This window comes from Actinomadura sp. RB99, assembly GCF_014706005.1.
Lineage (GTDB): Bacteria > Actinomycetota > Actinomycetes > Streptosporangiales > Streptosporangiaceae > Spirillospora.
This window is the reverse complement of sequence record NZ_JABMCA010000041.1, coordinates 48,347-71,399: the sequence shown is the minus strand read 5'-3', so window position 1 is coordinate 71,399 and position 23,053 is coordinate 48,347. Positions and strand designations below refer to the sequence as shown.

General features: G+C 75.0%; 17 protein-coding genes. 9 read left to right on the top strand and 8 right to left on the bottom strand.

Annotated features, from left to right (window positions below):
• Window positions 1-12: 12 nt before the first annotated feature.
• The gene (locus tag amrb99_RS30495) at window positions 13-2,418 is read right to left on the bottom strand and encodes an ABC transporter permease (RefSeq protein ID WP_190862549.1); all 2,406 of its coding nucleotides are present in this window, start codon (window positions 2,416-2,418) and stop codon (window positions 13-15) included.
• Window positions 2,415-3,107, bottom strand: a complete 693-nt coding sequence (locus amrb99_RS30490; protein ID WP_190862547.1) for an ABC transporter ATP-binding protein — start codon at window positions 3,105-3,107, stop codon at window positions 2,415-2,417. The genes amrb99_RS30495 and amrb99_RS30490 overlap by 4 nt, the downstream gene beginning before the upstream one ends.
• Before the next feature lie 224 nt (window positions 3,108-3,331).
• Here amrb99_RS30490 and amrb99_RS30485 point away from each other — a divergent pair, with 224 nt between their 5' ends.
• Both amrb99_RS30485 and amrb99_RS30480 read left to right on the top strand, forming a co-directional pair.
• The gene (locus amrb99_RS30485) at window positions 3,332-4,648 is read left to right on the top strand and encodes a histidine kinase (protein ID WP_190862545.1); all 1,317 of its coding nucleotides are present in this window, start codon (window positions 3,332-3,334) and stop codon (window positions 4,646-4,648) included.
• On the top strand, window positions 4,645-5,358 hold the full coding sequence (locus amrb99_RS30480) for a response regulator (protein ID WP_190862543.1): 714 nt from the start codon (window positions 4,645-4,647) through the stop codon (window positions 5,356-5,358). Before amrb99_RS30485 ends, amrb99_RS30480 begins: the two co-directional genes overlap by 4 nt.
• Before the next feature lie 125 nt (window positions 5,359-5,483).
• On the opposite strand, the gene amrb99_RS30475 is transcribed toward amrb99_RS30480, so the two are convergent.
• Window positions 5,484-5,891: a hypothetical protein gene (locus amrb99_RS30475; protein ID WP_190862541.1), complete on the bottom strand. Its 408-nt coding sequence runs from the start codon at window positions 5,889-5,891 to the stop codon at window positions 5,484-5,486.
• Window positions 5,892-6,045: 154 nt separating this feature from the next.
• Window positions 6,046-6,759, bottom strand: coding sequence for a TetR/AcrR family transcriptional regulator (locus tag amrb99_RS30470; RefSeq protein WP_206700160.1), 714 nt, complete (start codon window positions 6,757-6,759; stop codon window positions 6,046-6,048).
• Window positions 6,760-6,954: 195 nt separating this feature from the next.
• On the opposite strand from amrb99_RS30470, the gene amrb99_RS30465 reads away from it, so the two are divergent.
• Both amrb99_RS30465 and speB read left to right on the top strand, forming a co-directional pair.
• Window positions 6,955-7,875: an SDR family oxidoreductase gene (locus amrb99_RS30465; protein ID WP_190862538.1), complete on the top strand. Its 921-nt coding sequence runs from the start codon at window positions 6,955-6,957 to the stop codon at window positions 7,873-7,875.
• Window positions 7,876-7,961: 86 nt separating this feature from the next.
• On the top strand, window positions 7,962-8,987 hold the full coding sequence (gene speB / locus amrb99_RS30460; RefSeq protein ID WP_190862536.1) for an agmatinase: 1,026 nt from the start codon (window positions 7,962-7,964) through the stop codon (window positions 8,985-8,987).
• Between the two features lie 4 nt (window positions 8,988-8,991).
• Here the strand turns inward: speB and amrb99_RS30455 are convergent, their stop codons facing one another.
• Window positions 8,992-9,786 carry an SAM-dependent methyltransferase gene (locus tag amrb99_RS30455; protein WP_347256932.1) on the bottom strand — a complete coding sequence of 265 codons (795 nt, stop codon included), beginning with the start codon at window positions 9,784-9,786 and terminating at the stop codon, window positions 8,992-8,994.
• A gap of 560 nt (window positions 9,787-10,346) precedes the next feature.
• Between amrb99_RS30455 and amrb99_RS30450 the strand changes: the two genes are divergently transcribed.
• The 3 genes from amrb99_RS30450 (at window position 10,347) to amrb99_RS30440 (ending at window position 18,687) form a co-directional block, all read left to right on the top strand.
• Window positions 10,347-12,416 carry a SpoIIE family protein phosphatase gene (locus amrb99_RS30450; RefSeq protein ID WP_190862534.1) on the top strand — a complete coding sequence of 690 codons (2,070 nt, stop codon included), beginning with the start codon at window positions 10,347-10,349 and terminating at the stop codon, window positions 12,414-12,416.
• Between the two features lie 173 nt (window positions 12,417-12,589).
• Window positions 12,590-18,145 carry a carboxyl transferase domain-containing protein gene (locus amrb99_RS30445; protein ID WP_190862532.1) on the top strand — a complete coding sequence of 1,852 codons (5,556 nt, stop codon included), beginning with the start codon at window positions 12,590-12,592 and terminating at the stop codon, window positions 18,143-18,145.
• Window positions 18,146-18,288: 143 nt separating this feature from the next.
• Window positions 18,289-18,687 carry a hypothetical protein gene (locus amrb99_RS30440; protein WP_190862530.1) on the top strand — a complete coding sequence of 133 codons (399 nt, stop codon included), beginning with the start codon at window positions 18,289-18,291 and terminating at the stop codon, window positions 18,685-18,687.
• A 47-nt stretch (window positions 18,688-18,734) separates the two neighbouring features.
• Here amrb99_RS30440 and amrb99_RS30435 read toward each other — a convergent pair whose 3' ends face one another.
• Window positions 18,735-19,388, bottom strand: a complete 654-nt coding sequence (locus amrb99_RS30435) for a methyltransferase domain-containing protein (protein WP_190862528.1) — start codon at window positions 19,386-19,388, stop codon at window positions 18,735-18,737.
• 226 nt (window positions 19,389-19,614) lie between these two features.
• Here amrb99_RS30435 and amrb99_RS51550 point away from each other — a divergent pair, with 226 nt between their 5' ends.
• Complete coding sequence (locus amrb99_RS51550) at window positions 19,615-20,973, top strand: HAMP domain-containing sensor histidine kinase (RefSeq protein ID WP_190862525.1); 1,359 nt, start codon at window positions 19,615-19,617, stop codon at window positions 20,971-20,973.
• A gap of 41 nt (window positions 20,974-21,014) precedes the next feature.
• Here amrb99_RS51550 and amrb99_RS30425 read toward each other — a convergent pair whose 3' ends face one another.
• Both amrb99_RS30425 and amrb99_RS30420 read right to left on the bottom strand, forming a co-directional pair.
• A complete protein-coding gene (locus amrb99_RS30425; RefSeq protein ID WP_190862523.1) occupies window positions 21,015-21,365 on the bottom strand; it encodes a hypothetical protein in 351 nt (116 codons plus the stop codon).
• A gap of 109 nt (window positions 21,366-21,474) precedes the next feature.
• Window positions 21,475-21,831 carry a GNAT family protein gene (locus tag amrb99_RS30420; protein ID WP_190862521.1) on the bottom strand — a complete coding sequence of 119 codons (357 nt, stop codon included), beginning with the start codon at window positions 21,829-21,831 and terminating at the stop codon, window positions 21,475-21,477.
• Between amrb99_RS30420 and amrb99_RS30415 the strand changes: the two genes are divergently transcribed.
• Window positions 21,805-23,046, top strand: coding sequence for a SpoIIE family protein phosphatase (locus amrb99_RS30415; protein WP_347256931.1), 1,242 nt, complete (start codon window positions 21,805-21,807; stop codon window positions 23,044-23,046). The genes amrb99_RS30420 and amrb99_RS30415 overlap by 27 nt on opposite strands.
• Window positions 23,047-23,053 lie beyond the last annotated feature (7 nt).

Genomic DNA, 23,053 nt, shown 5'->3' with positions numbered 1-23,053 from the left:
CACGTCAACGGGTCACTCGGTGCGCAGGGCGGTGGCGGTGCGGGCCTTCGCGGCCCAGCCCGCCGGGAGGAGCGCGCCCAGGACCGCGATGGCGATGCCGCCGAGCGCGAGCGGGGCCAGCAGCGGGACGCGGTACACCGCGACCATGTGCGCGGTCAGCCGGGTGCCCGCCGCGTCCCCCATCAGCGGCATCACCAGGTGGTGCAGGGCGACGCCCACCGGCAGGCCCGCGAGCCCGCCGACCGCGCCCAGGCCCGCGACGGAGGCGAGCACCATCGCGACGGTCTGCCGCGGCGACATCCCGATCGCCTTGCAGACGCCGAGGTCGTGCACGCGCTCCCGGGTGTCCAGGACGACCGCGTTGAGCACGCCGAGCCCCGCGACGGTGACCAGCATCAGCGTGAGCAGCCCGGCCAGCGAGTCCAGCACGACGATCACGCTGCTGACGTCGTCGTCGGCCGCCGTCCCCTGCGCCCCGAGCGGCTTGAGCGCGCGGTTCAGCCCGCTGAGGTAGGACGCCGTCGAGACCCCCGGCTTCAGCCGGACGAGGTACTCGTCGGCCGCGTCCCGGCCCTCGACCCCGGCGAACGAGGAGGCGGCGGCGTGCACGCGCATCCCGTTGTTCTGCAGGTCGAACGCCTCGCCCACGATCCGCAGGCGCACCGCGGCGCCCTGGTCCAGCACGGTGATCGTGTCGCCGACGCGGTGGCCGGTCACGTCGAGGAAGTGCGTCGGCACCACGGCCTGGCCGGGACCGGTGATCCAGTGCCCGGCGATGATCTCGTACGCCGCCGCCCGGAGATCGTCCTGGTAGAGCCGCAGCTCGACCGCTCCGACGACGCCCGTCACGGTCGCCTGCGCCCCGCGCACTCCGTAGAACGACGCCGTGCCGGGCTGGGCGGAGATCGCGGCCCCCACCTTCGCGCCGTCCAACGAAGGCGGCCCTTCCCCGAGTCCCGGCGCCTGGGGCCGCCCGGGGGGCGGTGCCTGCCCGGGCGCCGGTCCCGGTCCCTGCGGAGCGGGTCCTCCGCCCATCACGCTGACGGCGGCGGACCCGGCGGGGTCGCGGGCGGCGCCGATGGCGTTCAGCGACGCCGCGAGGCCGATCGCGAACGTCGCGGCGGCGGTCCCGAACAGCACGGCCGCGAGCATCGACGCCGACCGGACGGGACGCGCGAACGGGGTCCCCAGCCCGAGCGTCACCGCGCGCGGCAGCGGCAGCCGCCCGGCGATCCGCTGCGCCCGCCGGCCGCGTCCCGTGCCCGGCGCGCGGCCGACCGCGATCGCCTCGACGGTCCGCAGCCGTCCCGCCCGCAGCGCCGGGACGAGGGCGGCGGCCGCCACGACCAGCAGGGCGCCCGCCGCGACGGCGGCGTCCACCCACCAGGCGACCGCGAGGCCGCTCGTCCCGTACACCTGCTGGACGTCCCCGAGCAGCGGGTACGCGATGAGGTTGCCGAGCACCACGCCCAGCAGGGTGCCGGCGGCGGCCGGGACGAGCGCCTGCGCGACATAGGCGCGGACGACCTCCGCGGGCGTGCAGCCGATGGCCTTCAGGATCCCGATCCGGCGCAGGTTCGCCCCGACCATGCCGCCGACCACGCCGGCGACGACGATGACCGCCATCCCCAGGCCGAGCGCGCCGAACGCCATCAGGAACGGCACGAACGTGGCCGCCTCCCGGTCGGCGACGTACTTGGCGTCCAGGTACGACTGGGTCCCGGCGAGCGCGCCCTTCGGCAGGGCCGCCGCCACCTTCGCGCGGTCGGCGGCCAGCGCGGACTTCGCGGGCGACCCCGAGAACCGGTACAGCATCTGCGTCGTCGCGGGCGCCTTCCCCGTGCGGAGCGCGGCCGCGCCGGCCGGGGTCGTCCACGCGTCGGCCGAGCCGGTGACCGACCGGGCCTGCCCGACGACCTTCAGGGTCCGCCCGTCGGGCGCCGTCAGCGTCGACCCGACGCCCGCGTCCGGCGGGACCTGCGGCGGCATCATGATCTCGTCCGGGCCGGACGGCCACCGGCCCGCCGTGATCTCCAGCCGGTCCACCGGGCCGCCGGGGGAGGAGCGCCCGGCCACGGTCAGCTCGGGCAGGTGCCCCCCGCCCCGCGCCGTGAGCGAGACGACCGCGACCGGGAACGGCCCGGCGCTCGCCGTGACGCCCGGCAGCCGCGCGGTCGTCGCCGCCTGCGCCGCCGTGGCCTTCCCGGCGTCGATCTGCGCGGTCAGGTGCGCGCCGCGGTCCCGCGCGAACGCGTGGTCGAACGGCGCCGACGAGGCGACGACCAGCGAGCCGGCGACGACCGCCGACGCCACCGACATCAGCGTGGCGAGCGCGACCACCAGCGTCTGGACGCGCCGCCGCCCGACGCCCGACCGCACCACCCGGCCGAGCGCCGACCCGATGAGGCGCGCGCTCATCGGGCCGCCCCCGCCCGCTCGTCGGCCGCGATCGCGCCGTCGACCAGCGTGACCGTCCGGCTCGCGAGCGACCGGGCCAGCGCCATGTCATGGGTGACCAGCACGATCGTCTGCCCGCCCCGGTGCACCTCGGCGAGCAGCTCGCGCACGTCGTGGCCGGACGCGGTGTCCAGCGCGCCCGTCGGCTCGTCGGCCAGCAGCAGCGCCGGACGGTTCACCAGCGCGCGCGCCACCGCGACGCGCTGCCGCTCCCCGCCCGACAGCCGTCCCGGGTAGGCGCCCGCGTGCCCGGCCACGCCGAGGATCTCCAGCAGCTCGGCGGCGCGGTCCGCGGCCTTCCGGCGCGGCATCCCCGCCAGCTGCGCGGGCAGCCGGACGTTGTCGGCCACGGTGAGGTCGTCGAGCAGGTTGAAGAACTGGAACACGAACCCGATCCGCTCCCGCCGGAACCGGGCGAGCGCCGCCTCGCCGAGCCGGTCGACGCGCCGCCCGTCCACCGTAACCGCCCCGGCGGTCGGCCGGTCCAGCCCGGCGACCAGGTTCAGCAGCGTGGACTTCCCGCTGCCCGACGGCCCGACGACCGCGAGCGCCTCGCCCTCCGCCACGTCCAGCGACAGCGGCCCGAGCGCCGGCGCGCCCGCGCCGTCGTAGGCCTTCGCCGCGCCGTCCAGCTCGATCACATGTCCCATGAGGCTCCCGCCCTCCGCGTGCGGGCGGCGTGCGGGCCGCCCGGTGTCAGCGGACGTGAAGCTATGCGCGGCGGGGCGTCCGGGGCGTCCGCCGCCGCACCGACATTCCGTACTCCGTGCGGCCGATCCCGCCGGGCGTCATCCTCGCGATGTACGCCGCGAGGCCGAGCGTCCCGCCCGCGAAGCCGATACCGGGTTCGCGCGGAGGGGGACACAATGTGGACATGCACGCGGGAACGGCGCGCGAACGGCGCGGGTGGCTGCGCGGCCTGCTCCGGCCCGAGCCGGCGGGAGAGCCCCCGTCGCGCCGCGCCCTCGCCGCGGACGCGCTGCTCGCCCTCGCCATGACGGCCGTGGCGCTGCTCGTGGTGGCGAACACGGGCGGCGGGGACGAGCCCGAGCGGACGGACTTCGGCGGGCCGATCGCGCCCGTCGCCCCCGTCCCGCCGCCCGGGTTCGGGGAGCACCCGGCGCCCGTCCACCCCTCCTGGACGCTGACCGTCCTCACGACCCTGCCCCTGGCGTTCCGGCGCCGGTACCCGCTCGCCGCGTTCTGGGTGGTGCTGACGGCGGCGTGGGCGCTGCGCTACGGGATGACCTGGGTGACGGTGCTGGCCTGCGTGGTCGCCGGGTTCGGCGCCATCGCCCACAGCCGCTACCGCGTGCAGGCCGTCGCGAGCCTGGGCGCCGCGGCCGTCCTCGCCGGCTTCGTCTACCGGGGCACCGCCGCCTCCCTGCCGAACTGGTCGGCGCCGTTCTTCGTGCTGCTCGCCGCCGGGGTGCTCGCGATGGCGGTGCGGTTCTGGCGCGGCCGGCTGGCCGAGATCGAGCGGGAGCAGCGGGAGGCGACGCGCCGCGCGGTCGAGGTGGAGCGCGCCAGGATCGCGGCGGAACTGCACGACGTGGTGACCCACAACGTGAGCGTCATGGTGATCCAGACGGGCGCCGCCCGCAAGGTCGTGGACGCCGACCCCGAGCTGTCGAAGAAGGCGATGCTGGACGTCGAGGCCAGCGGGCGCGCCGCGATGGCGGAGCTGCGGCACGTCATGGGCCTGCTGGCGCCCTCCGGGGACGGCGACGGGGAGGCGGACGGCGGCGTGCCGGTGCCGCAGCCGGGCCTGGACCGGCTCGCCCCGCTCATCGACCGGGTCCGCGCCACCGGCCTGCGCGTCACGGCCGACCTCGACCCGCCGCCGGGGCCGCTGCCGCCCGGCGTCGACCTCACCGCCTACCGGGTCGTCCAGGAGGCGCTGACCAACACGATGAAGCACGCGCCCGGCGCGTCCGCCGCGGTGTCCGTCCGGTGCGAGGGGGACGACCTGCGGATCGAGGTCACCGACACCGGCGGCGCGCCCGGCGGCGGCACGGGCATAGGCGCGGGCGGAGGCACGGGCGGCGCGGCGGGCGCGCGGACCGGCACCGGCCGCGGCCTGATCAACCTCCGCGAGCGGCTCGCGGTCTACGACGGGACGCTGGAGTCCGGCCGCACCCTCGCCGGCGGTTTCCGCGTCACCGCCACGATCCCCTGGAGGACGCCGTGACGGCGGAGGACGGCCCGGCCCTGCGGGTGGTGATCGCCGACGACCAGGCGCTGGTCCGCACCGGCTTCGGGATGATCCTCGCCGCCGACGGCATCGACGTGGTCGCCGAGGCGGCGGACGGCTTCGAGGCGGTCGCCGCCGTCCGCCGCACCCGCCCCGACGTCGTGCTGATGGACGTCCGGATGCCGGAGATGAACGGCATCGAGGCGACCCGGGAGATCACCGCGGCCGGCGGCTGCGCCCGCGTGCTCATCCTCACCACCTACGACCTGGACCACTACGTCTACGCCGCGCTCACCGCGGGCGCGAGCGGGTTCCTGCTCAAGGACGTGACGCCCGAGCGGCTGACCGCGTCGGTCCGGCTCGTCCGGACCGGGGACGCGCTGCTCGCGCCCGCCATCACCCGCCGGCTCATCGAGCGCTTCGCGCCGCGCGACGAGGCCGGCGGCGGGACGCGGCCCGTGCACCGGGACCTGTCCCGGCTGACACCCCGGGAGCTGGAGGTGCTCGGGCTGCTCGCCACCGGGCTGTCGAACGCCGAGCTCGCCGACCGCCTCACGCTCAGCGCCGCGACGGTCAAGACGCACGTGGCGCGCATCCTGTCGAAGCTGGGGCTGCGCGACCGGGTGCAGGCCGTCGTGCTCGCCTACGAGACGGGGCTGGTGTCCGCGGGGCGCGGGCCGTCGGGAAGCGGCGATTCGGGGCGCTGAACCGCGCGTTCCGAAGATCGCTTTTCCGGCGCGGCGAATTCACCGGGCGCCGGTGCCGGGCGGCGGGATTCGGCGGCCCGCCCGGCGTTCTCGCTCCATTTCCGGAAAACGCGGCCCTGTGCCGATCATCCGCAGGGCCCGAGCGCCAGTTCGCTCGCCATCTGCGCCCACGCGTCGAGCGCGTCGTAGGAGGTGTCGTAGCAGTGCGCGAGATGGAATCCGGAGGCCGACCGGACCGCGAGGTGGGCGCGGCCGTCCGGCGGGCCCTCCAGGACGACGGCGGCCCGGGTGCTGTTGACGCGCATGTCCGCGAGGTGATCGCCGGCGTCCTGGATGGCCAGCGTGACCACGTCCCAGAACACCCGCTCGGCGGCGGTGCAGTCGACGAAGCTGCCGAGCCGCAGGATGCCGTTGGCGCTCACGCACAGCAGGGCCGGCGCGGTGGCGCTGGTGAGCATGTACCGCCAGGCCCGCCATGTGTATTCCAGGTGGACGGCGTGATCGGTGAAGTCGTCCTCGTCAATGTCGGTCATCGCGCGCTCTTCTGGACGATGCTCTCGGCATGGCGGCCTCGCGTGCCGACGGACACGGAGGTGGTGTGGTACGGGACGGTACCACGGCGCGGTACGGCCGCCTACCGTGCCGGAGAAGGGAAATTCGGAGGTGCCGCGACCGGAAGCCGAAAGGTCAGTTCCGGGGATCCGGAAAACCGCCGAGGTAACGCGCGGACGGCGCGCCGCCGCGGTTTTCCGGCACCGGCCGGAACAGCGCGATCGTCGCCTCGACGGCGACCTCGGTGATGTCGCGGACATCCGCGCCGTCCTCCACCAGGGTGGCGGTGAGCTCGCGGAGTCCGCCGATCAGCATCAGCGCGAACGGGCGGGTGATCGGGTGGGTCCCGGCCCGGACCATCTCCGCGTTCCCGGTCACGTCCCGCAGCAGCCGGAACAGCGTGTCGACGGCCTCGCGCTGCATCCGCCGGGCGGTGCCGGCGCCGAGCGCCTGCAGCTCCCGGATCCAGCTCAGCGTGATCTCGGGCTCGGAGGCGACCATGTCGACGTACGCCTCGACGCCCTGCCGGATCTGGGTCTCCCACGGCGCGGCGGGGTCGATCGCCTCGGCGACGCGCCGGCGCAGCATCCGGTTCGTCACCTGGAGCAGCTCGACGAAGCAGGCGTCCTTGGTCGGGAACTCCTCGTAGAAGGTGCGCCGGGACGTGCGGGCGTGCCGGACGATGTCGGAGATCGTGGTCTCGCGGTAGCCGCGCTCGCGGATCGACTCGGCGAGGCCCGCGAGCAGCCGCCCGCGGAAGGACACCGCGGCCTCCGTGCCCTCGGCGGGCACGCCGTCGTCCCGGCCGGGCCCCCGTGCCCCGCCGACGGACACTCCAGCGTTTTCCACTGTTGGAAAGCTATCCCATCGGCCCTTCGCGGCGCCGGTGTCCCGTTCATCCGGATCCGGCTGCGGATCCACCGTTGCCGCCCCATTGACATCGCGGTGGGCGCGTCGCATCGTTTTGAAAGCTAATTCTAGAAATGGCTTCTAGCCAGCGGCGCCGGCCGGGCACCCGGCCCGCCCGGGACGGAGGGAGCGACCATGACCGCGATCGCCGACGGACGGGTGGTCATCGTGACCGGGGCGGCCCGGGGCATCGGCCGCGAGCACGCGCTGGAGTTCGCCCGGCACGGCGCCCGGGTCGTCGTCAACGACCTGGGCGCGCAGGTCGACGGGACCGGCTCGTCCACCGGACCGGCGGGCGAGGTGGTGGACGAGATCCGCGCGATGGGCGGCGAGGCCGTCGCTGACGGCACCGACGTGTCCGACTTCGAGGGCGCCCGCCGGCTCGTGGCGTCCACGGTCGAGCGGTTCGGGGACCTGCACGTCCTGGTGAACAACGCGGGCATCCTCCGCGACCGGATGCTGGTCAACATGAGCGCGGAGGAGTGGGACGCGGTGATCGCCGTCCACCTGCGCGGGACGTTCGCGCCGCTGCGGCACGCCGCCGCGTACTGGCGGGAGCGGCACAAGGCCGGCCACGAGGTCGACGCGCGCGTCATCAACACCAGCTCGTCGTCGGGCATCTACGGCAACGCCGGGCAGGGCAACTACGGCGCGGCCAAGGCCGGGATCGCCGCGCTGACCGTGATCGCGGCCCGCGAGCTGGGCCGGTACGGCGTGACCGTGAACGCGGTGGCGCCCGCCGCGCTGACCCGGATGACCGAGAACCTCGTGCCGGGCCGCGAGCGCCCGGGCGAGGGCTTCGACCCGGCGGACCCGTCCAACATCGCGCCGCTGGTGGTGTGGCTGGCGAGCCCGGGGGCGCGCGGGATCACCGGCCGCGTGTTCAACGTGCGCGGCGGGCGGATCAGCGTCGCCGAGGGCTGGCGCGCCGGGCCGGTCGTCGACAAGGGCGCCCGCTGGGACCCGCACGAGCTGGACGACGTGATCCCCGCGCTGGTGGAGAAGGCCCGCCCGAACGTCCTGCCCGACGGCGTCACGCCCGACCCCATGGGATGATCCGGAGGGCCCGCCCGCCCAGGTGACGGCCCGGTCCGGGCGGGGAAGGAAACACCGGCATCGCCGTCGCGGCAGGGAGGACCCGGATGACACCGCAGGAACGGTACGGACCGCAGTACGGTCCCGACATCACCTTCCTCGGAGTGCCGCGCTGCACCTGGTCGGACCCGGCGACCTACGCCGACGCCGACGTGGTCGTCCTCGGCGCCCCGTTCGACGGCGGGACGTCCCACCGGCCCGGCACCCGGTTCGGCCCGCAGTACATCCGGCAGACCTGCTACCTGCCGCAGAACGGGTCGCGGCCGTCGCTGGCGCTGCGCGTGGACGGGCTCCAGGGCGACCTCACCGTGCGCGACGCCGGGGACGTCGAGATGTACTCCGGCGACGCCGAACGCTCCGTCCGCGACCTGGAGGAGGCGGTGTACGCCATCGCGAGCAACGGCGCGATCCCGCTGGTCCTCGGCGGCGACCACACCATCGCCTGGCCCGACGCCGCCGGGGTGGCGCGGCACCTCGGGCAGGGCCGCGTCTCGATGATCCACTTCGACGCGCACGCCGACACCGGCGACATCGAGTTCGGCTCGCTGGTCGGGCACGGCACCCCGATGCGCCGGCTGCTGGAGTCCGGGGCCGTCCGCGGCGACCGGTTCCTGCAGCTCGGCCTGCGCGGCTACTGGCCGGGCCCCGAGACCCTCGCGTGGATGGCCGCGCAGGGCATGCGCTCCTACGAGATGACCGAGATCGTCGCGCGCGGGCTGGAGGAGTGCCTGACCGAGGCGTTCGCCATCGCCACCGACGAGTGCGACGGGGTGTTCCTGTCCGTCGACATCGACGTGTGCGACCCCGGCCACGCCCCCGGCACCGGCACCCCCGAGCCCGGCGGCCTCACCGCCCGCCAGCTGCTGGACGCGGTGCGCCGGATCGCCTACGAGCTGCCGGTCGCGGGCGTCGACGTGGTCGAGGTGTCACCACCCTACGACCACGCCGACATCACCTCGGCGCTGGCGAACCGCGTCGTCCTGGAGGTCCTGTCGGGCATCGCGCGGCGCCGCCGCGACGACCGCGACGGCACGTCCTGGGACCCGCGGCGGCCCCTCCTCGACGGCCGCTAGGGGGTCACGGCTTGCGGGCGACGCCGCAGAGGGTGGACGTCTTCGGCGCGTCGTTGAACGGGTTGGGCTCGGGCCGCCAGTCCTCGCACGGCACCACGCCGGGCTCGACCACCTCGAGGCCGTCGAAGTAGCCGATGATCTGCTCGGGCGGGCGGAGCCGGTAGGGGACGGCGCCCGTGTCGTCGTACTGCTGCTGCGCCTCGTTGTGCGCCTCGTCGGTGTCGGTGTCGTCGTACAGGGCGAGGTAGCTGCCGGAGCGGAGGGCGCCCGTCAGCGTGCGGATGATGTTCAGGACGTCGTCGTAGTCCTGGACGTGGCCGAGCACGCCCATGAGCATCACCGCGATCGGCCGGTCGAAGTCGAGCTTGTCGCGCGCCGCGCGCAGCACCTGCTCCGGGTCGAGCATGTCGGCCTGGATGTAGCTGGTCTCGCCCTCGGGGCGGCTGGTGAGCAGGGCGTGGGCGTGCGACAGGACGAGGGGGTCGTTGTCGACGTAGACGATGTGCGACTCGGGCGCGACCCGCTGCGCGACCTCGTGGGTGTTGTCGACGGTCGGCAGCCCCGTGCCGACGTCGAGGAACTGCCGGATCCCCTGCTCGCCCGCCAGGTAGCGGACGGCGCGGGCGAGGAAGTTGCGGCCGGCCCGCGCGATGTCCACGATTCCCGGATACACCTGCAGATACTGGTCGCCGGCCGCGCGGTCGACGGGGTAGTTGTCCTTGCCGCCGAGCCAGTAGTTCCAGATACGCGCGGAATGCGGCACGGACGTGTCGATGATGCTGCCCGGCTCCTCGGTCACGGCATACTCCCCAATTCGCGGTTCGCCCTTCGGGGACAAAGTAGCAGCCCGATCTTCGGCCGCAGGGGCGCCCGGTCGCCGGGTGCCGGCGGTCCGCGCCGCCCGCAGGCCCGCCCGTGGACGAGATGCTCCCGGCTCCGCGCGTTCCGGGAATTGTTCATGCAGAACAGGCGTGCGGGCGGCGCGGAATTCGGTCGGCGGGGGCAAAAGTCACGCGTCTTCGACCGGCCCCATAAAGGGCGAACCGCGGGTCCCGGTTTCGGATGACCGGCTTAACGTGGTCCGTCCCCGGCTGGGGGCGACTGGCCTATTGAGTTCCGTTCATGACGAAATGGCGCCGGCGCCGTTCGCACTCGGCGATCGGCGTGAACCGGCCGGCACCTGGAATCGCGATCCCCGGCTGCGAGGCCCTCCCGTACGTCAAGTGCATGCTGCTGGGCACGCTGGGCGGTGAGGGATGGCCCCCTGGAGAGCCCGAAGCGCAGGTGAGAAGGGGGACCGATGTATGTTGAGGTGGAGATGAGCCGAGAGCGACCCGGGCGGCGACTGGGGGAGACGCCATGGTCGATGACCGGCAGGAGGGGGACGGCGGCATCGCGCCCGAGGCGTTCGACGCCGCGCCCGTCACCGTCGCCGTCATCAGGGGGCCGGAGCGGCGCCTGGCGTACACGAACCTCGCCTTCCGCGCGACCTTCGGCGAGCGGCCGATCGGCGAACCCGTCCGCCACGCGTTCCGGGACCTCGTGCAGCACGACTACTTCGACCTCCTCGACCGCGTGCTGGCCGACGGGGAGCCGGTCACCCTCGCCGAGGCCCCGGTCAGCCTGTTCTTCCCCGACACCGGCTACGAGCAGCGCTTCTTCTCCTTCAGCCTGACCCGCCTGCCCGGGGACGAGCCGGCCGTGCTGGCGGTCGGCGTGGACGTCAGCGGGAGCGTCGACACGGCCCGGCGGGCCGACGCCGCCGACGAGCAGCGCCGCGCCCTGCGCAGGTTCCAGAGCCTCATCCGGGTGAGCGCCGAGATCGTGTGGGTGACGGACCCCGCGGGGGATCCCGTCGAACCGAGCCCGGGCTGGGAGCGGGTGACCGGCCAGTCCTGGGAGAGGTTCCGCGGTAGGGGCTGGCAGCAGGCGCTGCACCCGGAGGACCGCGAGGAGACCGCGCGGTCGTGGGAGCGGGCGCTCGCGCAGGCCCGCCCCTGGCGGTACGTCTACCGGCTCCGGACGGTCGAGGGCGACTACCGGCACTTCCAGGTCAACGCCGCGCCGGTGTACGAGAACGGCGTCGTGGTGGAGTGGGTGGGGACCTGCACCGACATCGAGCAGGAGTGGCGGCGCGAGCACCGCAGGCGGCTGCTCGACGGCGCCGCCGCCGCGACCGCCGAGCGCACCGGGCTTCGGGAGATGCTCGGGGCGCTGGCCGACGTGCTCGTCCCGGCGCTCGCCGACGGCTGCGGCGTCCACCTGCTGCCCGACTACATCGACCGGCCGGCGGGTGCGCCGCTCCTCACCGAGCGCGTCGCCACCGCCGCGCGGCCGGACCTGCCGCGGCAGCCGCCGTTCGGACGGGAGTGGTACGCCGCCGACAGCGGGTTCACCCGGGCCGTGCAGCGGAGCCGCCCGCTGCACCACACCTTCCCGCCCGGACGCCCTCCGGCGGGCATGCTGCCCCAGGGCACGACCGAGTGGCTGGCCGCGGCGAACGCCAACAGCGTGGTGCTGATGCCGGTGACCGTCGACGGGACCGTGGCGGCCGTGGTGACCGCCGCCGTCTGCGGGGAGCGCGAGCCGCTGAGCCGCGAGGACGTCGACCTGATGCGGCAGATGTTCGACCACGCCCACGACGCGCTGAGCAGCGCGATCGAGTACCACCGCACCCAGCGGGTGGCGCTGGCGCTGCAGCACAGCCTGCTCGCCGAGCCGCCCGTGGTGCCCGGCCTGGAGATCGTCGCGCGGTACCGGGCCAGCCCGGCGACCGCCGAGGTGGGCGGCGACTGGTACGACTCGTTCGTGCTGCCGGACGGCGCCGCCGTGCTGGCCATCGGCGACGCCACCGGGCACGACCTGGCCGCGACGGTGGCGATGAGCCAGCTGCGGAACATCCTGCGGAGCCTGATCGTCGACCGCCAGGAGTGCCCCGGGGACGTCCTGCGCCGGCTGAACATCGCGATGGAGACGCTGATCCCGGAGGGTTCGGCCACCTGCGCGCTGGCCCGGGTCGCCGACGGCGGGCCGGACGGGATGCGGCTCGACTACGCGGTGGCCGGGCACCCGCCGCCCGTCCTGGTCTGCCCGGACGGCTCCGTCGACCTGCTGGAGGACGCCGCCAACCCGCTCCTCGGCCTCGGGCCGCTGTTCGACGAGCCGTACCACAGCGCGCAGGTCCGCCTGCCGCCCGGCTGCACGGTGCTCCTCTACACCGACGGCCTGGTCGAGCGGCCGGGCGAGCATCTGGACAAGGGGCTGGAGCGGCTGTGCGAGCAGGCCGGCCGGTTCGCCCGCCGGCCGCTGCCGGCGTTCTGCGACGGGCTGCTCACGCGCCTGCCGACCGCCGGCATCGACGACCTCGCCATGATCGCCCTGCGCGTGCCGGCGGCCGGCGGCGAGGCGATCGGCGCCGCCCGGCCCTGAGAGGCCCCGCCGGCACCCGGCGGCGGTCCGGCTTTTGCACGTTTCCCACAACTCGGGCCGCGCAGCATGCGATGTCAGCGACATGGAGCTACCGGCGGGTAACCGGAAGGGTGGGCACAGCCGAGAGCCGTCGTTCGCGGCGGACATCGTGGTCTACAGGAGGGCTCGGTCGCGTGTTCAGTCGTGTCGCCATCGTCAACCGTGGAGAGGCCGCCATGCGGCTCATCCACGCCGTACGGGACATCGCCGCGGAGACCGGGACACGGATCGAGACCGTCGCCCTGTACACCGACGTCGACCGGACCGCCACCTTCGTGCGCGAGGCGGACCTGTCCTACGACCTCGGCCCCGCGTCCGCGCGCCCGTACCTCGACCTGAAGGCGCTCGAACGCGCGCTGGTCGAGACCGGCGCCGACGCCGCCTGGGTCGGCTGGGGCTTCGTCGCGGAGGACCCCTCGTTCGCCGAGGTGTGCGAGAAGGCCGGCGTCACGTTCGTCGGGCCGAGCCCCGAGGCGATGCGCCGGCTCGGCGACAAGATCGGCGCCAAGCTGATCGCCGAGGAGGTCGGGGTCCCCGTCGCGCCGTGGAGCCGCGGCGCCGTCGAGACCCTCGACGCCGCCCGCGCCGCCGCGGCCGAGATCGGCTACCCGCTGATGCTGAAGGCGACCGCCGGCGGCGGCGGGCGCGGCATCCGCGTGATCACCAGCGAGGCCGAGCTCGACGACGCCTACGAGCGCACCAGCCAGGAGGCCGCGCGCGCCTTCGGCAGCGGCGTCGTCTTCCTGGAGCGCCTGGTCACCGGCGCCCGGCACGTCGAGGTCCAGGTGATCGCCGACGGCGAGACCGCGTGGGCGCTCGGCGTCCGCGACTGCTCGGTGCAGCGCCGCAACCAGAAGGTCATCGAGGAGTCGGCGTCGCCGGTGCTGCCGCCCGCGCGGGCCGCCGAGCTCAAGGCGTCCGCCGAGCGGCTCGCGGTCGCGGTCGGCTACCGCGGCGCGGCGACCGTCGAGTTCCTCTACCACCCCGGCGAGGACCTGCTGGCGTTCCTGGAGGTCAACACCCGGCTCCAGGTCGAGCACCCGATCACCGAGTCCACCACCGGGTTCGACCTGGTCAAGGCGCAGCTGCACGTGGCGTCCGGCGGGCGGCTGGAGGGCGCGCCGCCGGTGGAGCGCGGGCACGCCGTCGAGGCCCGGCTGAACGCCGAGGACCCCGACCGCGACTTCGCCCCGTCCCCGGGCCGCATCGCCCGCCTGGACCTGCCCGCCGGGCCCGGCGTCCGGGTGGACACCGGCGTCGCCGAGGGCGACACCATCCCCGCCGACTTCGACTCGATGATCGCCAAGATCATCGCCTACGGCCGGGACCGCGAGGAGGCGCTCGGCCGGCTGCGCCGGGCGATGGCGCAGACCACCGTCATCATCGAGGGCGGCGCGACCAACAAGAGCTTCGTGCTCGACCTGCTCGACCGGCCCGAGGTGATCGACGGCAGCGCCGACACCGGCTGGATCGACCGCGTCCGCGGCGAGGGCGGCCTCGTCTCGCACCGGCACTCCGGCGTCGCGCTGGCGGCCGCCGCCATCGAGGCGTACGAGGCGGAGGAGGAGGCCGAGCGGCGGCGGCTGCTGTCGACGGCGTCCGGCGGCCGCCCCCAGATCCGGCACGAGAGCGGCCGGCCCCTCGACCTCAAGCTGCGCGGCGCCGGCTACCGCGTGCGCGTCGCGCGGATCGGGGCGCAGCGGTTCCGCGTCGGCATCGAGGCGGGCGGCGACGGCGTCCGCACCGCCACCGTCGAGCTCGACCGCTTCGACCGGCACACCGGGCAGATCGCCGTCAACGGCACGCGGTACCGCATCGTCACCGGCACGCACGGGCCGATCCACCTGGTCGAGGTGGACGGCGTGACGCACCGGGTCAGCCGGGACGAGGGCGGCGTCGTCCGCTCGCCCGCGCCCGCGCTGGTGGTCGCGACGCCGCTGGAGGTCGGCGCCGAGGTCGAGGCGGGCGCGCCCGTGCTGGTGCTGGAGAGCATGAAGATGGAGACGGTGCTGCGCGCGCCGTTCCGGGCGCGGCTGAAGGAGTGCGTCGTCTCCGTCGGCGGCCAGGTGGAGACCGGCGCGCCGCTGCTGCGGCTGGAGCCGCTCGCCGACGGCACCGAGGAGGAGGACGCCGCGGCCACCGGGACCGTCGAGCTCGACCTGCCCGCCGAGCCCGCCGAGATCCCCGCGCGCGAGCGCGCCGCGCACGGCCTGGAGGAGCTGCGCAGCCTGCTGCTGGGCTTCGACGCCGACCCGCACGACGAGCGCCGGGCGCTCGACGGCTACCTCGCCGCGCGCGGGGCGGCCGCCGCGGACGGCCACCGGCCCGTGGAGGAGGAGCTCGCCCTCATCGACGTGTTCGCCGACCTCGCCGAGCTGACCCGCAACACCCCGGCCGACGGCGCCGACGGCGGCGACGGGGCCGGCACCGGCCATGTGCACAGCGCCCGCGAGCACTTCCACACCTACCTGCAGAGCCTCGACGTCGAGCGGGCCGGCCTGCCGGAGGAGTTCCGGGCGAGGCTCGCCAAGGCGCTCGGCCACTACGGCGTCACCGACCTGGAGCGCTCGCCGGAGCTCGAGGCGGCGGTGTTCCGGATCTTCCTGGCCCAGCAGCGCGCGGCCACGGACGCCGCGGTCGTCACGGCGCTGCTGCGCGCGTGGCTGCTGGAGCCGCCGCCGGCGGAGGCGCTGCGCGAGCCCGTCGGCCTCGCGCTGGAGCGCCTCGTCGCCGCGACGCAGGTGCGCTTCCCGGTCGTCTACGACCTCGCGTGCGGCGTGGTGTTCGCCTGGTTCGCGCAGCCGCTGCTGCGCCGCAACCGCGCCCGCGTCTACGCCGCCGTCCGCCGGCACCTGCGCCACCTGGACGCGCACCCGGACGCCCCGGACCGCGCCGAGCGCATCGCCGAGATGGTGCGCAGCACCGAGCCGCTCGTCCGGCTGCTCGGGCAGCGGCTCGTCCGCCACGACCGGGACAACTCGGTCATGCTGGAGGTGCTGACCCGGCGCTACTACGGCAACAAGGGCCTCACCGACGTCCGCACCGTGCTTACCCCCGACCAACACGACCCCGACCGACCTCCCGTCGTCACCCCCGACCAGGGGGCCGGCGACGGCGCGGGCTGCGCGTTCGTGGTCGCCGAGCGCGAGGGCTCGTCGGTCGTGTCCGCCGCGGTCCGCTTCGAGGAGCTGGGCGGCGCGCTGCGCGGCCTCGCCGAGCTGGCCGGCGGCGCGGACGCCATCGACGCCGACATCTACCTGGCCTGGGAGAACCAGCCCGAGGACTTCGACGCGATGGCGGCCGCGCTGCACGAGGTCATCGCCGCGCATCCGCTGCCGCCGCGCGTCCGTCGGCTCACCGCCACCGTCGCGGGCAGCGCCGGCGCGGTGATGCACCACCACTTCACGTTCCGGCCGACCACCGCCGGGATGGCGGAGGAGCGGCTGATCCGCGGCCTGCACCCGTACATCGCGCAGCGGATGCAGCTGGAGCGGCTGAACCGGTTCGACCTCACCCGGCTGCCGTCGGCGGACGAGGAGGTCTACCTGTTCCAGTGCGTGGCGCGCGACAACCCGTCCGACGACCGCCTCGTCGCGTTCGCGCAGGTCCGCGACCTGACCGAGCTGCGCGACCACGAGGGCCGGCTCGCCACGCTGCCGATGGCGGAGTACTCCATCGCGACCTGCGTCGACTCGATCCGCCGCGCCCGGTCGCGGCGCCCCTCGAAGAACCGGTTCAACACCAACCGGATCGTGCTGTACGTGTGGCCGCCGATCGACCTCACCCGCGCCGAGCTGGAGATGATCGTCGGGCGGGTGCTGCCGACGACCGCGGGCGCCGGGCTGGAGGAGATCCTGCTCATCGGCCGGCAGCGCGACCGGAGCACCGGCGAGCTGACCAAGATCGCGGTGCGGCTGGCCTTCGACGCCGCGGGCGGCGTCGAGCTGACCGTCGGCGAGCCGTCCGACGAGCCGATCGAGCCCGTCGACGGCTACCGGCAGAAGGTGCTGCGGGCGAGCGGCCGCAACACCGTGTACCCGTACGAGCTGACCGGGATGCTCGGCGACTTCACCGAGCACGATCTCGAGGTCGACGAGGCGGGGAACCACGTGCTCGTCCCGGTCGACCGGCCGAAGGGGCGCAACACCGCGGCGATGGTCGCGGGCGTCGTCACCACGCCGACCGACCGGCACCCGGAGGGCGTCACCCGCGTCGTGCTGCTCGGCGACCCGACGAAGGCGCTCGGCGCGCTGTCGGAGCCGGAGTGCCGCCGCGTGATCGCCGCGCTGGACCTCGCCGAGCGGATGCGGGTGCCGCTGGAGTGGTACGCGCTGTCCGCGGGCGCCCGGATCTCCATGGAGTCCGGCACCGAGAACATGGACTGGGTGGCCGCCGCGCTCAAGCGGATCGTCGAGTTCACCCAGGACGGCGGCGAGATCAACATCGTTGTCGCGGGCATCAACGTCGGCGCCCAGCCGTACTGGAACGCCGAGGCGACGATGCTGATGCACACCAAGGGCGTCCTCGTGATGACCCCGGACTCGGCGATGGTGCTGACCGGCAAGCAGTCGCTCGACTTCTCCGGCGGCGTGTCGGCCGAGGACAACTTCGGCATCGGCGGCTACGACCGGGTGATGGGCCCGAACGGGCAGGCGCAGTACTGGGCGCCGAACCTGACCGCCGCGCGGGACATCCTCATGGCGCACTACGACCACACCTACGTCGTGCCGGGGGAGCGGGGGCCGCGCCGGGCCCCGACGTCCGACCCCGCCGACCGCGACGTCTCCGCCTTCCCGCACGTCGTGGAGGGCAGCGACTTCGCCACCGTCGGCGAGATCTTCTCCGCCGAGGCCAACCCGGACCGCAAGAAGCCGTTCGACATCCGCACCGTGATGCGGGCGCTGTCCGACCAGGACCACCCGGTGCTGGAGCGCTGGGCGGGCATGGCCGACGCGGACACCGCGGTCGTCCAGGACGTGCATCTCGGCGGCGTCCCGGTGTGCCTGCTCGGCATCGAGTCGCGGGCGGTGCCGCGGCGCGGCTTCCCGCCCACCGACGGCCCGGACTCCTACACCGCGGGCACGCTGTTCCCGCGCTCGTCGAAGAAGGCCGCGCGGGCGATCAACGCCGCGAGCGGCAACCGCCCGCTGGTGGTGCTGGCGAACCTGTCGGGCTTCGACGGCTCGCCGGAGTCGATGCGCAAGCTCCAGCTGGAGTACGGCGCGGAGATCGGCCGCGCGATCGTCAACTTCCGCGGGCCCATCGTGTTCTGCGTGATCTCGCGGTACCACGGCGGCGCGTTCGTGGTGTTCTCCAAGGCGCTCAACCCGAACATGACGGTGTTCGCGCTGGAGGGCTCGTTCGCCTCGGTGCTCGGCGGGGCCCCCGCCGCCGCCGTGGTGTTCGCCCGCGACGTCGACGCCCGCACGGCCGCCGACCCCCGCGTCCGGGACCTGGAGGCCCGCGTCGCGGCCGCCACCGGCCCGGGCCGCGCGACGGTGATCGCGGAGCTCGACGAGCTGCGGTCGTCGGTCCGCGCGGAGAAGCTCGGCGAGGTGGCGGCGGAGTTCGACCGCGTGCACGACATCCGGCGCGCGGTCGAGGTCGGCTCCGTCGACGCGGTCATCGGCGCCGCGGAGCTGCGTCCCCGGATCATCGAGGCGATCGAGGCCGGGCTCGCCCGGGGCTGACGCGGGCCCGGGGACCCTCGCCGGAGGCTTGTCCCCTGGTCAGCGGGGTACCGCTGGGATGTGACGGCGCGCGTGCCGGAGGGCGGGAGCCCGGGCGCGCGCGCCGGCGCGGCCTGGACGGACATCGGCCACGGGGGAGCGCGATGAGCAGGGGACCCGGCAGGAAGGGCGCCGAGGCGGACATGGCGCGCCGCGTCGAGCGCGTCGGCACGGGCGCGAGCGGCGAGCGCGGGACGCTCGGCAACGGCACGGAGACCGGCGGCGGCGGCAAGGACGTCGAGCGGCGCGTCAAGCACATGGGGACCGGCGGGCACGAGGACACCGGCGACGTGCCGCCGGACGCCGGCCCCCGGACGAAGGACGCCCAGGCGGACGTGCGGCGGCGTGTCAAGCACATCGGGACCGGCTCCAGCGCCGAAGCCGGGACCCTCGAGACGGGCGCGGCGCCCGGTACCGACGGCGCCCGCAAGGACGTCGAGCGGCGCGTCCGCCGCATCGGGACCGGCGCGTCCGGCACGGCGGGCGAGGTCGTGAAGGGCTAGCCCGCGCGGCGCTCGGCCCGCGCGGCGCCGGAGGCGGGGGAGCGGGCTCAGACCCGCCGGATGTCGGCGAGCCAGGCGGCGACGCCGTCGGCGTCGAAGCTCGTCACCAGCCGGTCCGGGGCGATGGCCAGGACCTCCCAGCCGTGCGTCGGGTCGAAGGACGCCCGGAGCTCGTCCCGGGTGACGCGGCGCGGGCCCCAGTCGCCCGGCTCGGCGTCGCTGAAGCAGAGCAGGTGGAGGCGGCCTCCGGAGGCGGTCACGGAGGCGAGGCTCTCGACGTACTCGCGCCGCTCGCCGTCGTCGAAGGTGTGGAACAGGCCGCAGTCGAGGACGGTCTCGAAGGTCCGGCCGAGACGGGCGAGCTGGAACGCGTCGGCGAGGGCGAACTCCGCGTCGAGGCCGCGCTCCCGCGCCTTCTCCCGCGCCATCGACAGCGCCGTCCCGGCGATGTCGACGCCGAGGACCCGCGCTCCCGTGGCGGCGATCTCGAGGGCGTTCTCGCCGGTGCCGCATCCCGCGTCGAGGACGGGGCCGGTGAAGGCGCCCTCGCCGGCGAGGCGCACCACCGCCGGCTGCGGACGGCCCACGTCCCAGGGCGCCGGCTCCTCGCCGCGGTAGGAGTCGTCCCAGGGCCGCTCGTTCGTCCGCTCATGGCTGGTCGGGTGGCGCCCGCCGTACCCGTCGCCGTCTCCCTCGGACACCTCGCGCCTCCTCACGCCGTCGCGGCACGGACGGCCACATCGTCGCACGGGCGTCCCGCGGCCCGCCTGCGAACGGGGACGGTCCGACCCCGCCGGACCGCCGGGTTTCCCGGTTCGTAGGGGAGGCGTTACACCGCCTTTAGGGCGCGCCGACCAAGGGCCGCGCAACGGTGCCGCCTAATAGATGGAGGGGACAGGCTCGGCGGTGATCGGGGGTGACGGAAGGGTGCGTCCGCGTCTCGCGCCGACCTCGATCCGCGCGCGCTTCACCCTGGTCATGACCGGCGTCTCCCTGCTGGTCTACGCGATCATCGGCGTCGGCGTGGACACCGCCGTCCACAACCGCATCGAGCGGGACGGCTTCCGCGACACCGAGCGGGCGGCCGCCGAATGGATCGGCTCGATGCGCTCGCCCACCCCGCCGCAGCCGATCACCAGCACCCGCGTCCCCTACCTGCAGCTCGTCGACGCCACCGGGAGCGTGGTGTCGGCCAGCAAGGCGGCGAGCGGGCTGCCCGCGCTGAGCACGCTGCGGCCGCCGAACGACGGCCGGACCCAGAACCGCGTCCAGTGCGAGAACGGGCGGTGCCTGCTGCTCACCGCCGCCGGCGTCCCTCCGCAGAAGACCGCCCGGCTGTGGGCCGGTCAGAGCCACACCGTCTACGCGGCGATGCCGCGGCCCGTGCTGCTCGGCACCCAGCGGCTGGACGCCCTCGTCGCCGCCGGCGTGCTGGCGGCCTCGCTGCTCACCGGCTGGGCCACCTGGGCCCTGGTCGGCCGCACCCTGCGCCCCGTCGAGGCGATGCGGGCGCAGATCGCCGAGATCACCATCAGCGACCTCAGCCTGCGCGTCCCGCAGCCGTCCGGCGACGACGAGATCGCCCGGCTGGCGCGCACCGCCAACCAGACCCTCGCCCGGCTGGAGGACGCGATGGAGCGCCAGCGCCGGTTCGGCTCGATGGTCTCCCACGAGCTGCGCCGGCCGCTCACGGGCCTGCGCACGCAGCTGGAGGAGGTGCTGCTGTTCCCCGAGGCCGACGCGCGCGGCGGCGTCCGCGACGCGCTCGCGACGGCCGAGCGGCTCCAGGCGATCATCGACGAGATGCTGATGCTCGCCCGCGTCAGCACCGGGCCGCGGATCGTCGAGCCGGTGGGCCTGGCCGCCCTGGCCCGCGAGGAGGCCGCCCGCCGCGGCGACGGGCCGCCCGTGGAGGTCAGCGCCCCGGAGGAGCTCACCGTCACGGGCAACCGGGTGCAGCTCGCCGGCGTGCTGGCCAACCTGCTCGTGAACGCGCAGCGCCATGCCCGCACGCGCGTGCAGGTCACGGTGCGGCGCTCGGACGACGGCGCGGCGGTCGTGGTCGAGGACGACGGGGAGGGGATCGCCCCGGTCGACCGGGAGCGCGTCTTCGAGCCCTTCACCCGGTTGAGCGAGGGCCTCCGCCGCGATCCCGGCGGGAGCGGCCTCGGCCTGGCGATCTCCCGGGCCGTCGCGGAGGCCCACAACGGCACCCTGCGGATCGAGGACTCGCCGCGCGGCGCGCGCTTCGTCCTACGCCTCCCCCTGGCCCCGCCCCACACCTGACCCCTGCCGGGGCCCCATGCCCGGCTGGCCGCCGCCGGCCGCTACTTGCAGTGGAAGCCGAAGAGTTCGCGGATGTACGCGCCGGACGGGTCGGCGGGCAGGTCCGGGTCAGGCTTGCAGGTGACCGTCACGGGCTTCGCCTTCTCGGGGACGTAGCCGCGGATCGTGAAGGTGCCGTGGATGTCGCCGGCGGGGCGGGAGCCGCCCTTGTCCGGCCGGCAGCCGCGGATCCCGCGCGCGAGACCGCTGGTGGACAGGACCAGCTTCGAGCAGCTGAAGTCGGCGGTGGGCCGGCCCGGCCTCTCGGCGGCGGAGGCGGCCATCGCGGTGATCGGCCCGGTCGTCGCGGCGGCCAGCGAGGCGGCCGTGAGGATGCGCAGGCAGGAGAGCATGGAAGACGTCCTAACTGCCGGGGCCGGCGGGCCTGGGCCGCACCGGCCTGACCTTGAGACTTCTGTGTCATGCCGTCAGCGGGACGCCCTACCCGGCTTCCGGCGGCTCTCACTGATTTCCACACGAACCTTGAGAATCGTGTGAAACACCCATAACGGGCGGCGCATCGCCCGCCCCGACGGCCGCGTCGGTGCGGAAAGCGACCTTGGCGAAGCCGAGGACGTCGAAGGCGTGCGCGAGCATGAGGCGCTTGGCCTCGGCGTTGGCGCCCGTCCCCCACCAGGGGCGCGGGTAGGGGAGGTGGGCGAAGACCTGGTCGTCGGCGGCGGCGAGCAGCCCGGCCGCGTGCCCGGCGGTGAGCGGCTCCGGGGGCGGCGCCGGCGGGTTGGGGCCTGCGCCGCGGGGAATGTCGGCGCAGGTGGGGAAGGGAGAGAGCGGGTGAGCGTGGCGGCGGGGGTCGACCACGCGGCGCTGTTCGCCGCGATGCCGAGCCCGTCGCTGGTGATGGGCCCCGACCTGGTGATCGCGGACGTCAACCGCGCCTTCGTGGACGCCACCGGACGGACCCGCGAGGACCTGGTCGGCCTGCACGTGCGCCAGGCGTTCCCCGACGAGGCGGACGCCGAGGGCATGCGGAACCTGGAGGCTTCCCTGAACCGGGTCCTCGCCACGGGCGAGCCCGACACGATGCCCCTCCAGAAGCATCGCATCCCGGGGCCGGAAGGCGTCGATGAGCGCTGGTGGGCGCTGGTGAACGTGCCGGTGCCCGGGGCGGACGGACGCATCGAGTGGATCGTCCACCAGGCCGAGGACGTCACCCCCTACGTGACGTCCGGCCAGAAGGCCGTGCCCGGCGACCGTCCCGGCGTCTGGAAGGGCGCGCACCTGGAGACGGCGCAGACGCTGGAGGCCAAGCTGTACGCGCGGGCGCGCGAACTGCAGCGGCTGAACGCGGAGCTGCGGCGGGCACACGCGCGTGAGCGGCAGGTCGCGCTCACGCTGCAGCGGGCCATGCTGACGACCCCCGACCTGGACCTGCACGGCGAGGTGGCGGTCCGGTACCTGCCCGCCACGCGGGGGCTGAGCGTCGGGGGCGACTGGTACGACGTCGTCCACCTGCCGCCCGACCGGTTCGCGCTGGCGGTCGGCGACGTGGTCGGGCACGGGCTGGAGGCGGCCGCGGCGATGGGCATGCTGCGCAGCGCGCTGAGCGCGGCCGTGCGCGCCGTCGGGCGTCCCGCCCCGGCGCTGGAGGTGCTCGGGCTGTACGCGGGGTCGCTGGAGGCGGCGCTGAACACGACCGTCGTCCAGGCGGTCGTCGACACCGGCAACCAGGTGATCACCTACAGCAGCGCCGGGCACCCTCCGCCGGTGCTGGCGCGCGCCGACGGCCGTCGCGACCTGCTGGACAGGGCGACCGATCCGCCGCTCGGCGTCCAGGCCGTGCCGCGCCCGCAGGCCAACGCCTCCTACGAGCCCGGCGACACGCTGGTGCTGTACACCGACGGGCTCATCGAGCGCCACGGCGAGGACATCGACGTCGGTCTCGCCCGCCTCACCGGGGCGCTCGCCGACGCGGCCCGGTACGACGCCGCGCAACTGGCCGACACCGTGCTGGCCCGGCTCGGCGTCGCCGGCGGCGGCCCGGACGACGTCGCCCTGGTCATCGCCCGGCTCTGACGTCCTG

Coding starts and splice junctions, on each gene's coding strand:
- amrb99_RS30440 (WP_190862530.1), top strand. CDS start 18,289: ATGAGCAGGGGACCCGGCAGGAAGGGCGCCGAGGCGGACATGGCGCGC.
- speB (WP_190862536.1), top strand. CDS start 7,962: ATGACACCGCAGGAACGGTACGGACCGCAGTACGGTCCCGACATCACC.
- amrb99_RS30465 (WP_190862538.1), top strand. CDS start 6,955: ATGACCGCGATCGCCGACGGACGGGTGGTCATCGTGACCGGGGCGGCC.
- amrb99_RS30475 (WP_190862541.1), bottom strand. CDS start 5,891: ATGACCGACATTGACGAGGACGACTTCACCGATCACGCCGTCCACCTG.
- amrb99_RS30495 (WP_190862549.1), bottom strand. CDS start 2,418: ATGAGCGCGCGCCTCATCGGGTCGGCGCTCGGCCGGGTGGTGCGGTCG.
- amrb99_RS30425 (WP_190862523.1), bottom strand. CDS start 21,365: ATGCTCTCCTGCCTGCGCATCCTCACGGCCGCCTCGCTGGCCGCCGCG.
- amrb99_RS30490 (WP_190862547.1), bottom strand. CDS start 3,107: ATGGGACATGTGATCGAGCTGGACGGCGCGGCGAAGGCCTACGACGGC.
- amrb99_RS30485 (WP_190862545.1), top strand. CDS start 3,332: ATGCACGCGGGAACGGCGCGCGAACGGCGCGGGTGGCTGCGCGGCCTG.
- amrb99_RS30450 (WP_190862534.1), top strand. CDS start 10,347: ATGGTCGATGACCGGCAGGAGGGGGACGGCGGCATCGCGCCCGAGGCG.